The following is a 15344-nucleotide window of genomic DNA, read 5'->3' on the forward strand; positions in this document are numbered from 1 at the left end:
CAGGGCCGGCCGAGCGGGAGTGTGGGGGGAGGGTGGGAGATGGCCCGGGGAGGGTCAGCGTCCCGTCTTGGGGTCGAAGGCGTCCCGTACCGAGTCGCCCAGGAGGTTGAACGCCACGACGAAGATCACCATGGCGAAGCCGGGGAAGAGCATGTAGTACGGGTCCTGCTCGACGATGTTGGCGCCGATGGCGAACATCCGGCCCCAGTCCGGGGTGGGTTCGACGTATCCGACGCCCACGAAGGACAGGAACGCGATGCTGAGGATGGTGCTGGGCAGTGTCAGGGTCGCCTGCACCAGTGTGGGGGTGACGATGTTGGGCAGTAGCTCCTTGCGGATGATCCGCCAGGGCGAGGCACCGGAGATCCGGGCCGCCTCGATGAACTCCCGGTCGCGCAGCGACAGCGTGGCACCGCGGACGATACGCGCCATGCTCATCCAGCCCAGGAAGGACAGGACGATGATGATCGCGCAGGTCCGCACGTAGGTGGGCGTCTCCTCGTCGGGGGCGACGAACACCGTGGTGATGACCGGCATCGCCGCGACGAAGAACAGCTGGCTGGGCAGCGCCATGAAGAAGTCGGTCATCCGGCCGAGCCAGTAGTCGATACGGCCGCCGAAGTAGCCGCCGGCGAGTCCGATCAGCACACCCAGGACCGTCATGATGAGCGTCGCGGCGAGGGCGGTGGCCAGCGAGGTCCGGATGCCGTAGAGCAGCTGCGTGAAGACGTCACGGCCGAGGCCCGGCTCGACGCCGAACCAGAACTCGCCGTCGATGCCGCCGACGGGCTTCGCGGGCATGGTGAACATGTCCAGAAGCTCGGGCCTGTCCTGGCCGTACAGCGTGTACGGGTCCTTGCCGTAGACCTTCGCGATCAGCGGCGCGGCGGCGGCGATCAAGAAGAAGAACAGGACGACGAAAGCGGACACCACGCCGGTCCGGTCGCGCTTGAACCGCGCCCACATCAACTGGCTGGGGCTGCGCCCCGCGAGCTTCTTCGGCTCCTCGGCCTTGCCCGGTGACGCGCTCTCTTTGTCCAAGGCGGAGGAGGTGTCAACACCCTCAAGCTCGATTGGACTCGTCATGATTCGTCCATTTCACAGGTTGGAGGTCACCGGGGAGGAACACTGACCCGGCGGCCTTCGCACGGCGTACGTATCCGCAGCGCGCGAGGGGGAACAACGACGGAGGGGCGTCGGCCGCCCCTGGGGGAACCCTGGCTCGCGACCGGCTGGAGGCCGGCCAACGGAACGAGTCGTCAAGGAAGCTCGCGACGCCGCGTCGCGAACGCAACCACCGTGACGGCACTGAGCGCACCCGCGGGGCCTACACCTGCCATCGGGGACGACGCGACCCATATGGCGCTTGTGGCACCTCGCATGGGTTCCTCCTCATGAATCCGCTGGTTCACCGCAAAGAGAGGCACATGACACCTTCCGGTCCCATTCCGGCGCCGAAAGTCGTCAGGTGCCCCCCGCGCTCGCGAGTCGGCGCAGTCAGCGCGTGACCCGTTCAGACGAGCTCTACGCGCCTAACTATCTGCCATCGGCCACGCGACGAACCACAGTCTCGAGGTCTCGGTTCGATCACAGATAGGGGCCAGGCCTTCCAAAATCCGGACAAAGGGTTTGGCGAGAGATCACTACGAAACGGACTTGTTACACATCTATCGGGGTCAGCCGTCCGTATAGCGGACGGCCGTCTCGAAAATGGGTTGCCGCTCACCCGCCGAAAAGGGAGGGTGTCCGCGGGGCGCTGTGTCACCCGCCACACGCCGGCCGGGACGGCCCGCACCGCGTGTCACCGGACCCGCGGTTACCGGCAGTCGCACCGCCTCTGCTTGCGGGGAGGATAGTGCGACCTGTCCCGTTCTCCGACTTCTCACCACGGATTCAAGGGTTTTCCCTATGCCGTTCTCGTAGACCCCTCACCGGCCCCGGACGCACGACGGCACCGGACACCCCCGGGCGGGGGCTGTCCGGTGCCGTCAGCGCGTTGGTCAGCCGTGCTTGGCGCGGCTCGCGGCGCGGGCGCGCTCGCGGGCGTCCAGGTTCACCTTGCGGATGCGGACGGCCTCAGGGGTCACCTCGACGCACTCGTCGTCGCGGCAGAACTCCAGGGACTGCTCCAGCGACAGCTTGCGCGGCGGGACGATCGACTCGGCCACGTCGGCCGTGGACGACCGCATGTTGGTGAGCTTCTTCTCCTTGGTGATGTTGACGTCCATGTCGTCGGCGCGGGAGTTCTCGCCGACGATCATGCCCTCGTACACCTCGGTGCCGGGCTCGACGAACAGCACGCCGCGCTCCTGGAGGTTCGTCATCGCGAACGCGGTGACGGCACCGGAGCGGTCGGCGACCAGGGAGCCGTTGTTGCGGGTGGTCAGCGTCCCGAACCAGGGCTCGTGGCCCTCGTGGATCGAGTGCGCGATGCCGGTGCCGCGGGTCTGGGTCAGGAACTCGGTGCGGAAGCCGATCAGACCGCGGGAGGGCACGACGAACTCCAGGCGCACCCAGCCGGAGCCGTGGTTGGACATGTTGTCCATACGGCCCTTGCGGACGCCCATGAGCTGGGTGACGGCGCCCATGTGCTCCTCGGGCACGTCGATGGTCATGCGCTCGACCGGCTCGTAGGTCTTGCCCTCGACCTCCTTGGTGACCACCTGCGGCTTGCCGATGGTCAGCTCGAAGCCCTCACGGCGCATCTGCTCGACCAGGATGGCCAGCGCCAGCTCGCCGCGGCCCTGCACCTCCCAGGCGTCGGGGCGCTCGGTGTCCAGGACGCGGAGGCTGACGTTGCCGATCAGCTCGCGGTCGAGGCGGTCCTTGACCTGGCGGGCGGTGACCTTGCGGTCCTTGACCGCCGCCTTCGCGTCGGCGCCCTTGCCGGTGCCGCCGCGGCCGACCAGCGGCGAGGTGTTGGTGCCGATGACCATGGAGATCGCGGGCTCGTCGACCGTGATGAGCGGCAGCGGCACCGGGTTCTCCGGGTCGGCCAGCGTCTCGCCGATCATGATCTCCGGGATGCCGGCGACCGCACAGATGTCACCCGGGCCCGCCTTCTCGGCCGGCTTGCGGGTCAGCGCCTCGGTCATCATCAGCTCGGAGATGCGCACGTTGGTGACGGAGCCGTCGCGCTTCATCCACGCGACGGTCTGCCCCTTCTTCAGCTCGCCCTGGTGGACGCGCAGCAGCGCGATACGGCCGAGGAAGTTGTCGGCGTCCAGGTTGGTGACGTGCGCCTGGAGCGTGGCGTCCTCGTCGTAGGTCGGCGCCGGGATGTGCTCGAGGATCGTCGAGAAGAACGGCTCCAGGCTGGTGGAGTCCTCCGGGACGGTGCCGTCGGCCGGCTTGGTCAGCGAGGCGATGCCGTCGCGGCCGCAGGCGTAGACGATCGGGAACTCGATCTGCTCCTCGTCCGCGTCCAGGTCGAGGAAGAGGTCGTAGGTCTCGTTGACGACCTCGTCGATCCGGGCGTCCGGACGGTCCGTCTTGTTGATGCAGAGGATGATCGGCAGGCGGGCCTGGAGGGCCTTGCGCAGCACGAAGCGGGTCTGCGGGAGCGGGCCCTCGGAGGCGTCGACGAGCAGCACCACGCCGTCGACCATCGACAGACCGCGCTCGACCTCGCCACCGAAGTCGGCGTGGCCGGGGGTGTCGATGATGTTGATCGTGATCGGGTCCCCGCCGTCCTTGGGGTGGTACTTCACCGCCGTGTTCTTGGCGAGGATCGTGATGCCCTTCTCACGCTCCAGGTCGTTCGAGTCCATCATGCGGTCGTCGACCGAGTCGAGCTGGTGGGCGGCGAAGGCACCGGCCTGCTTCAGCATGCCGTCGACGATGGTGGTCTTACCGTGGTCGACGTGGGCGACGATGGCGACGTTGCGGATGTCGTGGCGCGTGGCCATATTGCGGCGTACTCCCGGAGTGTGAGGACGGCCCTGCTGCGTACGTCTGTGTTACGCGGGCCCTGCCGGGCGGAACATGCCACGGCCTCACCCCATGGTACGGGGCTTGCGGGGCGGGGGCTTGGCGGGATGTGACGCCGCAGGTCAGCCCCCTTTTCGAGCACGCGGCGGGCGCCGCAGGGGCCGATCGGCCTCCGCGGCGCCCGTGAGCGGCCTCCGGCTACGACGCCGAGGGGGCCGGCTGGCCCTTCGCGCCCTTCTCCAGGAAGCCCATGTCCTCGAAGACCGGGGCGCCGAACCCGAAGGCGCCCGCGTTGGCGAGGTCCGTGCGCGCGGCCGTCAGCTGGGGACGCTGGTAGAGGGGGATCGAGCCGGCCGCGGCCCAGATGCGGGAGTCGGCCTTGCGGATCAGGGACCGTGACTCGGACTCGTCGAGCGTGCTGACGGCCTGCTCGAAGAGCTGGTCGACCTGGTCGGTGCCGACCCGCGTGTAGTTCTGCTCGACGTTCAGCGAGCCGTCGGCGGCCGGGACCGGCTTGGCGTAGATCGGCCGGGCGTCGGTCGCGGGGAAGGCGGAGCCGGGCCAGGAGTAGAGGGCGAGGTCGTACTGGCCGGACGCGATGTGGTCCTTGAAGTAGCTCTCGTCCGAGACCTTGGTCACCTCGGTGCGGATGCCGACCCGCTTCAGCATGAGGCCGATCCGGTCCGCCACGGTGCGCAGGGTCTGCGACCCCTCGCCGTCCGGCACGACGAAGCGCAGCGTCAGCGCCTTGCCGTCCTTGGCGAGCTGGCGGCTCGCGGCGCCCGCGGGAGCGGCCGTGCCCTGCGGGGCGTACGCCCCGGGCGGGCCGCCGGACAGCTGCCTGCCGCCGTACTGCTTGCCGTCCCGGGCGAGGTGGCGGGCGTCCTGGCCGTCAGCGCCCTTGTCGTCCTCGCCGACGATGTAGGTGCCGTCGTCATCGGCGTCGGACTTCTTGCCCGCCTCGGACTCGCCGTCCTTCTTCTCCCCCGAGTCCTTCTCCTTCCTGTCCCCCGGGTCCTTCGCCTTCCCGCCGGTCTTGTCGGCCTCGCCGCCGGCGGCCTTCTCGCCCTTCTTCTTCTCCTTCACGGGTCCGCCCGGCACCCAGCCGGCGTCCGTGAGGAGCGCCTGCGCCTCCGCGGTGTCCTGACCGCCGATCGCCCCGCTGTTGTCGGCGTAGGCGGCCTGCCCGGCCAGCGCCAGGTGGCTGCCGACCGGCTCGGCGGGCAGTCCGAGCGGCCGCAGGACCGTCTCGGCCAGCTTCTCCCGGTCCAGGGCGCGGGCCACGGCCCGACGCACCCGCTCGTCGGCGAGCGGGCCGTCACCGCCGCCGTTGAGGGCGAGCTGGGTGTAGGAGGGCTCGAACGACTTGCGGACCTCGAAGCCGTGGAACCGCTCCTTGTCCTTGCGCTGCCCGGGGGTCAGCTTCTTCAGGTCCGGGCCCATCAGCGGGGTGCGGGAGGCGCTGGCCGACGGGCCCTGCGGGCGGGGCGCGGCGATCGCGATGCGGCGTGCGGCGGAGGGGTCGACGTCGGCCAGGTCGAGGCGTCCGGCGGCGAGTTCGGCGGCCCGCTCGTCGCGGGGGACGGCGCGCAGCACGATCTCGGAGAGCTTGGCCGGCTTCCCCCACCAGCGGGGGTTGCGGGTGAGGCGGATCTCGTCGCCCTTGCGGTCGATCTTCCGCACGGTGAACGGGCCGGCGCTGACCTTGAGCTTGCGCCGCGCCCCGTCGTTGAAGGAGTCCGGCGTGCCCATGACCTCCTTCGGGTACAGCGGCGAGAACAGCGACCGCCAGTCGCCGTAGGGGCGGGCGAAGGTGACCCGCACCTCCAGGTCGTTGTCGCCGCGCTCGATCTTCTGGATGCGGTCGTAGCCGGCGTTGCGGGCGGTCCAGTAGGCGCTGTCCTTGCCGGACAGGGCCCGCCACTGGGCGGCGAAGTCGGCGGCGCCGATCTCCCGGCCGTCGCTCCAGACGGCCTGCTGGTTCAGCTTGTACAGCACGACCTGCTTGGGCTCGGTCTCCACGACCTCGGCGGACTCCAGGTACGCCTCGTTGCGCTCGGGGCGGCCGCTCTCGTCGAGCCGGTACATCGAGGGCAGCGTGGCCTGGGCGATCCGGGAGGTGGTGGCGTCGGCGTCCGACTGGAAGGTGTTCAGCGTCTCCGGCACGGTGTCGACGGCCCAGCGCAGGGTGCCGCCGTCGGCGATCCGGGCGCGGGCGGCCGGGGCGATGTCCTGGCCGGCCAGCGGCTTGCCGGCCGGGTCCGGGTCGCTGCAGCCGGCGAGCACCGGGATCGCCAGCACCCCCGCGGTGAGGAAGGCGGCCGCGCGCATGGTCGAGCCGCGGCCGGGCCTGGTTCCGACGCCGTCGTGGGACATCTGCTACCTCCGGGGAGCGGCTCCCGCCGGTGACAATTAGTGCGTTCTGATCACGTTTGGCGGTATTTTGGTGCTGATCAGATCTACGGCACCCCACTGAAGAGGAAAGGGTTCGCCAGGCGCAGACGACACGACGCCGGGGGCGCACAAGGCCACCCGTGCGGAGCACAGCGCCCCGCACACTCCTTCGCTCCCCCGGCGCGCACAGAGCGCGTGCGAGCGCGCGCCCATGGCGCGCTATCCGCCAATCGCTGCACATGCCTTCACAGGGGCAGGTGTGACGCGCAACACTCGCAGGCGCATGAACGTTGCCACCCAGGGCCGCAGGGCCTACGGAAGTGAGGTCACGTCATGTCCGTGCACGACGACTTGATCGCCGTCCAGCGCTGCCTGGACGACCTGGCGCGGTCCGTGGGCCGCCTGGAGAAGCAGCTCGGCACGGCCGGGCTGGAGGTGCGCCGCGTGCGCACCGACGCCAACCATCTGCGCGAGAGCGTCGCGCTGCTGCGGGAGGCCGCGGCGAGCCCGGCGGCCCCGCGCAAGCCGGAGCTCGTCACCATCCCCGACACGCCGTACGACGACTCGCTGTGGATCGACACGGACGACGAGGGTCTCGGCGCCCGGGACCGCCGCGCCCCCTGATCCGCCCCGGGACCGCCGCGCCCCCCGATCCGCCCCCTGACCCGACCGGAGTCAAGCATTGGCCACTGGTACGGAACCCCATCCGAACAGCGGCGGCGTACGCACCGGTACCCGCGCCGCGATCGACGCCCCGCACCTGCGGACCGACCGCTGGTGGCTGGCCCCCGCCGTCACCGCGGCCGGTCTGCTGGCGTTCATCGTGTACTCGACCTGGCGGGCCTTCGCGAACGCGGACTACTACGCGGCGCCGTACGTGTCCCCCTTCTACTCCCCCTGCCTCGCGGAGAACTGCGCGCCCATGCGCGGCGGGCCCAACTGGGACCTCTTCGGGAGCTGGTGGGGGATCTCGCCGGCGATCATCATCCTGATCTTCCCGCTCGGCTTCCGCCTGACCTGCTACTACTACCGCAAGGCGTACTACCGCGGCTTCTGGATGTCGCCCCCCGCCTGCGCGGTCGCGGAGCCGCACCGGAAGTACTCCGGTGAGACCCGCTTCCCGCTGATCCTGCAGAACGTCCACCGGTACTTCTTCTACGCGGCGCTGCTGGTCGCCGGCATCCTGACGTACGACACGGTGCTCGCCTTCCGCGACGAGACGTACGCCTGGGGCCACATGGGCCTCGGCACCCTCGTCTTCCTCGCCAACATCGTGCTGATCTGGGCGTACACCCTCTCCTGCCACTCCTGCCGGCACATCGTCGGCGGCAAGCTCAAGCACTTCTCCAAGCACCCCGTGCGCTATCGCATGTGGCAGTGGATCGGGAAGCTCAACGCCCGCCACATGCAGCTCGCCTGGGCGTCGCTGGTGAGCGTCGCGCTCGCCGACTTCTACGTCTACCTCCTCGCGTCCGGGGTCTTCGACGATCCGCGCTTCTTCTAGATTTGGTGGGGACTGAACACATGTCCGTGGTCGACCGGCAGGAGTGGGACGTCGTCGTGGTCGGTGCCGGGGGCGCCGGCCTCCGCGCGGCGATCGAGGCGCGGGAGCGGGGCGCCCGCACGGCCGTGATCTGCAAGTCGCTGTTCGGCAAGGCGCACACCGTGATGGCCGAGGGCGGTATCGCGGCGGCCATGGCCAACGCCAACGAGCACGACAACTGGCAGGTGCACTTCCGCGACACCATGCGCGGCGGCAAGTTCCTCAACCAGTGGCGGATGGCCGAGTTGCACGCCCAGGAGGCCCCGCAGCGGGTGTGGGAGCTGGAGACCTGGGGCGCGCTCTTCGACCGTACGAAGGACGGCCGGATCTCGCAGCGCAACTTCGGCGGGCACGAGTACCCGCGCCTGGCGCACGTCGGCGACCGCACCGGCCTGGAGCTGATCCGCACCCTCCAGCAGAAGATCGTCTCGCTCCAGCAGGAGGACGAGAAGGAGACCGGGGACTACGAGTCCCGGCTGAAGGTCTACCAGGAGTGCACGGTCACCCGGATCCTGAAAGACGGCAGCCGGGTCTCCGGGGTCTTCGCCTACGAGCGGGAGACCGGACGCTTCTTCGTCCTCGAGGCGCCCTCCGTGGTCATCGCGACCGGCGGCATCGGCAAGTCCTTCAAGGTGACGTCGAACTCGTGGGAGTACACGGGCGACGGGCACGCGCTCGCGCTGCTCGCCGGGGCCCCGCTGCTGAACATGGAGTTCGTGCAGTTCCACCCGACCGGCATGGTCTGGCCGCCGTCGGTGAAGGGCATCCTGGTCACCGAGTCGGTGCGCGGCGACGGCGGGGTGCTGCGCAACTCCGAGGGCAAGCGGTTCATGTTCGACTACATCCCCGACGTCTTCAAGGACAAGTACGCCGAGTCGGAGGAGGAGGCGGACCGCTGGTACGAGGACCCGGAGAACAACCGGCGGCCTCCCGAACTGCTCCCCCGCGACGAGGTCGCCCGCGCGATCAACGCCGAGGTGAAGGCGGGCCGGGGCTCCCCGCACGGCGGGGTCTTCCTGGACGTGTCCACCCGGATGCCGGCCGAGGTGATCCGGCGCCGGCTGCCGTCCATGTACCACCAGTTCAAGGAGCTGGCGGACGTCGACATCACCGCCGAGCCGATGGAGGTGGGCCCGACCTGCCACTACGTCATGGGCGGCATCGCGGTCGACTCGGACACGGCGGCGGCCCGCGGGGTGCCGGGGCTGTTCGCGGCCGGTGAGGTGGCCGGCGGGATGCACGGCTCCAACCGGCTCGGCGGCAACTCGCTGTCCGACCTGCTGGTCTTCGGGCGCCGGGCGGGCTGGCACGCCGCCGAGCACGCGGCCGCCCACGCGTTCGAGCGCCCCGAGGTCAGCGACCTCCAGATCGACAGCGCGGCGGCGGAGGCGCTGCGGCCCTTCTCGGCGGAGGGTCCGGCCGGGTCCGCGGACGCCGGGCGGCCCCCGGAGAACCCGTACACCCTGCACCAGGAGCTCCAGCAGGCCATGAACGACCTGGTCGGCATCATCCGCCGCGAGGCCGAGATGGAGCAGGCTCTGGAGAAACTGGCCGAGCTGCGGGTGCGGGCGCGGCGGGCCGGGGTCGAGGGGCACCGGCAGTTCAACCCGGGCTGGCACCTCGCGCTGGACCTGCGGAACATGCTGCTGGTCAGCGAATGCGTGGCACGGGCGGCGCTGGAGCGTACCGAGTCGCGCGGCGGCCACACCCGTGAGGACCACCCGGAGATGGACCGCCGGTGGCGCAACATCAACCTGCTGTGCCGGCCGGCCGACCCGACGGGCGGCCTCGCGGCCACCGACCCCGAGCGCGGCCAGATCGACCTCGTGAGGGAGACCACCGAACCCGTCCGCCAGGACCTGCTCGCCCTCTTCGAGAAGGAGGAGCTGGTCAAGTACCTCGCCGAAGAGGAGCTCTACCAGTGAGCAGCTACGAGGCCCGCTTCAAGGTGTGGCGGGGGGACGTGCGGGGCGGCGGCCTGGAGGACTTCGCGGTCGAGGTGAACGACGGCGAGGTCGTCCTCGACATCATCCACCGCCTCCAGGCCACCCAGGCGCCCGACCTGGCCGTCCGCTGGAACTGCAAGGCGGGCAAGTGCGGTTCGTGCTCGGCCGAGATCAACGGGCGGCCGCGGCTGATGTGCATGACGCGGATGTCGGTGTTCACCCGCGAGGAGACGATCACCGTCACCCCGCTGCGGGCCTTCCCCGTCGTACGGGACCTGGTGACGGACGTCGGCTTCAACTACGACAAGGCCCGGCAGGTGCCCTCGTTCGTGCCGCCGGAGGGCCTGGGGCCGGGCGAGTACCGGATGATGCAGGAGGACGTGGACCGCTCGCAGGAGTTCCGCAAGTGCATCGAGTGCTTCCTGTGCCAGGACACCTGCCACGTGGTGCGCGACCACGAGGAGAACAAGACGGCCTTCGCCGGGCCCCGCTTCCTGATGCGCATCGCCGAGCTGGACATGCACCCGCTGGACGCCGCCGCCGAGCGCGGGCTCGACCGCAAGAAGTCCGCGCAGGAGGAGCACGGCCTCGGCTACTGCAACATCACCAAATGCTGCACCGAGGTGTGCCCCGAGGGCATCAAGATCACGGACAACGCGCTCATCCCGCTGAAGGAACGGGCCGTGGACCGCAAGTACGACCCGCTGGTGTGGCTGGGGTCGAAGATCAGGAGACGGTCCTCGTAGCGGGGGCGCGCTCGCACCTCCCCTGACGCGCCCCGGTCGCGCGGGCGCATACCTGCTCATACGCTCCGGAATGTGACGTCATCCTTGATCCGGGGCCGGCCGCGGCGCGCCCGCGCGCACATATCCGTGCTCGTGGTGCACACCCTGCTCGGCGCGCTGGTCGGGGTGACGTGGCTGGTGCTGCCCGGCACAGCGGTGGACAGCGGGCCGCAGCGGCCCGTGTCGGGCGCGCTCGGACAGCGGGACGACCGGGGGACGCACACCGCCGACCTCGTGCTCCCCGTGATCGCCGTGGTCGCGGCGGGGGCGCTGGCGAGCTTCGGGTTCTGGCGGCGCAGACGGCGGACCACCAGGCGTACGGCACCCGGCGATGCGCCGGTTCCCGCTGGGGAGCCGCTCGACGAGGAGCTGGACGAGCGGGCCCGGGACGCGCTGGTCCGCGCGGACGGGTGGGTGCGGGTCAGCCGTGAGGAACTGGGGTTCGCCGAGGCCCGGTTCGACGACGGGGCGCCGCAGGAGATCGAGGACGTCCGGCGGGCGCTGCGGGAGGCCGAGACCGAGCTGGCGGCGGCCTTCCGCATCCGCTGGCGGTACGAGCACGGGGAGCCCGGGGAGGGTGCGGCCCGCCGGCACGCGCTGGCGGGCGTCGTCGGGCGCTGCGAGGAGGCGGGGCGGCTGCTGGACGTGCGGGCCGCCGCCTTCGACACGCTGCGGGGGCTGGAGGAGGGGCCGGGCGGTGGGCTGGGGGCCGCGCTGGCCGTCGCGGAGGGCCGGTTCCGGGGCCTGACCGCACGGACCGGGGAGGCCGAGGCGATCCTCCGCGACCTCGGCGAGCGCTACGCCGCCCCGGCGTCCGCGGCGGTGGCGGGGAACGTCGAACAGGCCAAGGACCGCCTGGTGTTCGCGACCACCCGGCTGAACCTGGCCCGGCAGGCTGCCGACGTCGGGGACGCCGGGCGGGCGGCGAGCCGGCTGCGGGCCGCCGAGGGCGCCATCGCCCAGGCCGGGGCGCTCATCGACGGCGTCGAACGGCTCCGCAGGGAGCTGGCGACGGCCGCGGGACTGGTACCGGCCGCGCTGACCGGCGCGGAGACGGAGATCGCCGGCGCCCGCCGGGCCCTCGCCGGAGAGAGTGCCGCCCACCCGGACGTCACGCCGGGCGAACTGCGCGCCCGCACGGGCCACGCCGACGTCGTCCTGGCCGGCGTACGGCAGGAGCTGGCCTCGGGGCGGCCGTACGACCCGCTCGGCCTGCTGCGGCGGATCGTACGGGCCGTGGCACCCCTGGCCGCCGGGCACGCCGGGGTGCTCCCGGCCGCCGCCGCGGTCTGCGCGCGGGCCGCCGTCGCCGGAGCGGACGACGTCGTCACGACGCACGGGGCGGTGGTGGGATGCGCGGCCCGCACCCGCCTGGCGGAGGCGTTTCGCCGCGAGCGCGCGGAGAACCTGGCCGACCTGGTGACGGCCGACACGCTGGCCGAAGAGGCCCGCGCCCTGGCCGACCAGGACATCCGCCTCCACGGCCACCCACCCGAGCCCACCTCCGACCTGACCGCCGCGGCCACCGGCGCCCTCCACCCCGCACCGGGAAGCTACGGCGGCCCACGCACCGGCGCCCGGCGTGGCAAGGCGAACGAGCCACGGTGACCTCGGCCGGAGTGCCCCGGGCAGCCCCGCCTCCGCCGTGCGACCGACCGACCGGCCCGATTGACGTGAACACACGGCCGACCGGGAGGACCCCACCGCGTGACCACCCGGACACCGGCGAGAGGGGTGGGCCCAGGTGACCGCGGCCGGGATCAGAAGAGGCTCAGGAGGGCCTCCGCCGGGTCCGTCAGGGTGGTTTCGCCGTCGGGGAGCGGGAGTTCGAACCAGACCGTCTTGCCGCGGGGGGTGCGGCGGGAGCCCCAGGCCGCGCTGAGCAGGCCGACCAGCTGGAGGCCGCGGCCGCCCTCGTCCGTGTCGCGGGCGCGGCGGCGGCGTGGCTGGACGAGTCCGGCGTCCCAGACCTCGCACACCAGCGTGCGGTCCAGCAGCAGGCGGAGCCGGATCTCGCCCTCGCCGTAGCGCAGGGCGTTGGTGACCAGTTCGCTGACGAGGAGTTCGGTGGTGTCGACCAGCGCCTCCAGGTCCCAGGACAGCAACCGGGCGCGGGCGTACTCACGGGCGCGGCCCACGCTGCGCGGCTCGCGCGGCAGCGTCCAGTCGCCGACCGAGTCGGCGGGCAGGCCCTGCACGCGGGCCATCAGCAGCGCGATGTCGTCCTCGCCGTGGTGGGTGTCGAGGGTGTTGAGGACGTGGTCGCACACGTCCTCCAGCGGCCTCGACGGGTCGGTGAGCGCGCCGACGAACGCCTGGAGCCCCTCGTCCAGGGGATGGTCGCGCGATTCGACCAGTCCATCCGTGTAGAGCGCCAGCAGGGCGCCCTCGGGGAGTTCGACCTCCACCTCCTCGAACGGCTCGCCGCCCACGCCGAGCGGCATCCCCGGCGGCACGTCCAGCATCAGCGCGTCCTCGCCGGGCTCGACGAGGACCGGCGGGAGATGCCCGGCGTTCGCGAAGGTGCAGCGCCGGGTCACGGAGTCGTACACGGCGTACACGCAGGTGGCGAGGTACACCTCGGACAGGTCCGCCTCCCGTGGCCGGCGGGCCGCGCGGGTGGCCTGCTGGACGCCGCCGGGGGCACCGAGCCCGCGCGCGATCTCGTCCAGCGCGGACAGCACCTCGGCCGGTTCGAGGTCCAGCAGGGCCAGCGTCCGTACGGCGGACCGCAGTTCGCCCATCGCGACTGCGGCGCGCAGCCCGCGTCCCATCACGTCGCCGACGACCAACGCGGTGCGGTGGCCGGGCAGTTCGATGACGTCGAACCAGTCACCGCCCACCTCGCTGTGCCGGTCCGCGGAGGCGTTGCCGGGCAGATAGCGGCAGGCGATGTCGAGGCCGGCGGCGACCGGGTCCCCCGGGGGCAGCAGCGACCGCTGGAGTATCAGGGCGCGTTCGTGCTCGCGCCGGTAGAGGCGGGCGTTGTCGATGCACACCGCCGCGCGGGCCGCGAGTTCCACGGCGAGTTCGCGGTCGCGGTCCCCGAACGGCTCACTGCCCTTCGTCCGGGCGAACTGCGCCAGCCCGACGACGGTGTCGTGGGCGACCATCGGCACGGCGAGCGTGGACTGCACGAGGCCGCCCTCCTCGCCGGGCACGTGCTGCACCCGGGCGGTGCGCAGGGCGTCCGCGCAGGGCGAGTTGAACGGGTAGTGGTGCACGCCGCCGACGGCGACCTCGGCGCCGCCGCCGACGAAGGGCGCGTCGGAGACGGCGCTGGAGAAGGCGACCCGGCGCAGCTCCGCGCTGCCGTCGGCGAGGCCGGGCGGCGTCTCGTCACCGGCCAGCAGCCCCTGGTACAGGTCGACGGTGGCGAGGTCGCAGAAGCCGGGCACCACCACGTCGAGGAGTTCGCGGGCCGTGGTCTCCAGGTCGAGGGAGTTGCCGATGCGGGCGCCGGCGTCGTTCAGCAGGGCGAGGTTGCGCCGGGCGGCGGCCGCCTCGCGGGCGGCGGCGCGCCGGGCGGTGATGTCGATGCCCAGCCAGGCGACGCCGATGGGACGGCCGCTGCCGCTGTGCACCCGGTACAGGTTGACGGACCAGTGGCGGCGCTCGTCGGAGCCCGGCAGGAAGCCGGTGACGTGCATGTCGGTGATGGAGTCGCCGCTCTCCAGGACGCGGCGCAGGGTGGCCGCGACCCGCTCGGCCTCGGGCCGGGCGAGGTAGTCGTGGACGCCCTGGCCGCGATGGTCGTCCGGGGTTCCGCCGAACAGGGAGGCGAACCGCTCATTGGCGCGGCGCACCCGAAGATCGGTGTCGATCAGCAGGAACCCGAAGGGAGATTGACCGAAAATGGCCTGCGAGGCGGCGAGGTCGGTCTCCATCCGGCGCAGGGTCCGGACGTCGACGACGATACAGACGGCGGCCTTCTCCCCCTCCTCGGTCCGCGTCGGCATGACGTACACCTCGGCGAGGCCGTCCTTGCCCCGGCCGCCGTCGGCGCCGTCCGGCACCCGGAAGGGGACCACGCCGGTCCACTCCCGCCCGTCCAGGATCTCGGTCATCTTCCGCTGGCCCTGCGCGCGCAGGTCGGGGTCGATGAACGCCTCGATGGGGTCCATGCCGACCGCGCGCTCGGCGGGGATGCCGAAGACCTGCTCGGCGCGCAGGCTCCACTGGTCGACCAGGCCGTCGGGGCCGATCGAGAAGGACGCGACCTTGATGTAGTCGTAGATCGAACCCGGCGGCTTGCTCTGCCACAGCGGCTCGCCCGGACGCGGCTCCTCGGAGCCGAAGCCGGTCGTGTCCGGGTCCTGGGGGCCGTGGGGTGCGCGGGCGTCGGGTGCGCCGGCCGAGGCTGAGACGGATGTGCCGTGGGAGGCGGGTGTGCCGTGGGAGGCGCGAGCGTCGGGGAGATCTCCCGCGGCCCTCGTCCCACCACTCTTCGACGGGTCCTCGGACTCCGTCGCCTTCGCTGGTATCTCGCTCACGCGAACCGTCCCCTCCAGCTCACCGCGTCCGGCACCGGTCACCGGCGGCGGCTGCCCGCAGTATCCAGCACTACGGCCCCGCACAACACGGTGTTCACGATCACAGCACGGTCCCGATGCTTTTCGGTCCCCGCCGCGGAAACACTTCCAGTCTTCTAACCAGCGGACACGCCGTCGAATCACGACCTGCGTCACCCATCACCGGCCGGAACCAGCCGCAGGCGTTCCGGGGGCGGACGGAGGGCGTCCGGTA

Annotated in this window: 9 protein-coding genes; 5 read left to right on the plus strand and 4 right to left on the minus strand. The window is 71.6% G+C overall.

Annotated features, from left to right (window positions below):
* Nucleotides 1-54: 54 nt before the first annotated feature.
* From ABZ899_RS13420 to ABZ899_RS13430, 3 genes are all read right to left on the minus strand, one after another.
* On the minus strand, nt 55-1086 hold the full coding sequence (locus ABZ899_RS13420) for an ABC transporter permease (RefSeq protein WP_361345010.1): 1032 nt from the start codon (nt 1084-1086) through the stop codon (nt 55-57).
* Between the two features lie 914 nt (nt 1087-2000).
* On the minus strand, nt 2001-3908 hold the full coding sequence (typA, locus tag ABZ899_RS13425) for a translational GTPase TypA (RefSeq protein WP_361345012.1): 1908 nt from the start codon (nt 3906-3908) through the stop codon (nt 2001-2003).
* A 220-nt stretch (nt 3909-4128) separates the two neighbouring features.
* Entirely contained in the window at nt 4129-6306 is a 2178-nt protein-coding gene (locus ABZ899_RS13430; RefSeq protein WP_361345014.1) for an ABC transporter family substrate-binding protein, read from the minus strand.
* Between the two features lie 351 nt (nt 6307-6657).
* Between ABZ899_RS13430 and ABZ899_RS13435 the strand changes: the two genes are divergently transcribed.
* The 5 genes from ABZ899_RS13435 (at nt 6658) to ABZ899_RS13455 (ending at nt 12206) form a co-directional block, all read left to right on the plus strand.
* The gene (locus ABZ899_RS13435) at nt 6658-6948 is read left to right on the plus strand and encodes a hypothetical protein (RefSeq protein ID WP_361345015.1); all 291 of its coding nucleotides are present in this window, start codon (nt 6658-6660) and stop codon (nt 6946-6948) included.
* A 58-nt stretch (nt 6949-7006) separates the two neighbouring features.
* Nucleotides 7007-7828 carry a hypothetical protein gene (locus tag ABZ899_RS13440; RefSeq protein ID WP_361345017.1) on the plus strand — a complete coding sequence of 274 codons (822 nt, stop codon included), beginning with the start codon at nt 7007-7009 and terminating at the stop codon, nt 7826-7828.
* A gap of 20 nt (nt 7829-7848) precedes the next feature.
* Nucleotides 7849-9792 carry a fumarate reductase/succinate dehydrogenase flavoprotein subunit gene (locus ABZ899_RS13445; protein ID WP_361345019.1) on the plus strand — a complete coding sequence of 648 codons (1944 nt, stop codon included), beginning with the start codon at nt 7849-7851 and terminating at the stop codon, nt 9790-9792.
* Nucleotides 9789-10559, plus strand: coding sequence for a succinate dehydrogenase/fumarate reductase iron-sulfur subunit (locus ABZ899_RS13450; RefSeq protein ID WP_361345021.1), 771 nt, complete (start codon nt 9789-9791; stop codon nt 10557-10559). The genes ABZ899_RS13445 and ABZ899_RS13450 overlap by 4 nt, the downstream gene beginning before the upstream one ends.
* Before the next feature lie 72 nt (nt 10560-10631).
* Nucleotides 10632-12206: a hypothetical protein gene (locus tag ABZ899_RS13455; protein ID WP_361345023.1), complete on the plus strand. Its 1575-nt coding sequence runs from the start codon at nt 10632-10634 to the stop codon at nt 12204-12206.
* A 152-nt stretch (nt 12207-12358) separates the two neighbouring features.
* Here ABZ899_RS13455 and ABZ899_RS13460 read toward each other — a convergent pair whose 3' ends face one another.
* Nucleotides 12359-15091, minus strand: coding sequence for a SpoIIE family protein phosphatase (locus ABZ899_RS13460; protein ID WP_361345025.1), 2733 nt, complete (start codon nt 15089-15091; stop codon nt 12359-12361).
* Between the last annotated feature and the right edge of the window lie 253 nt (nt 15092-15344).

The sequence above is a fragment of the Streptomyces sp. NPDC046859 genome (genome assembly GCF_040645135.1).
Lineage (GTDB): Bacteria > Actinomycetota > Actinomycetes > Streptomycetales > Streptomycetaceae > Streptomyces.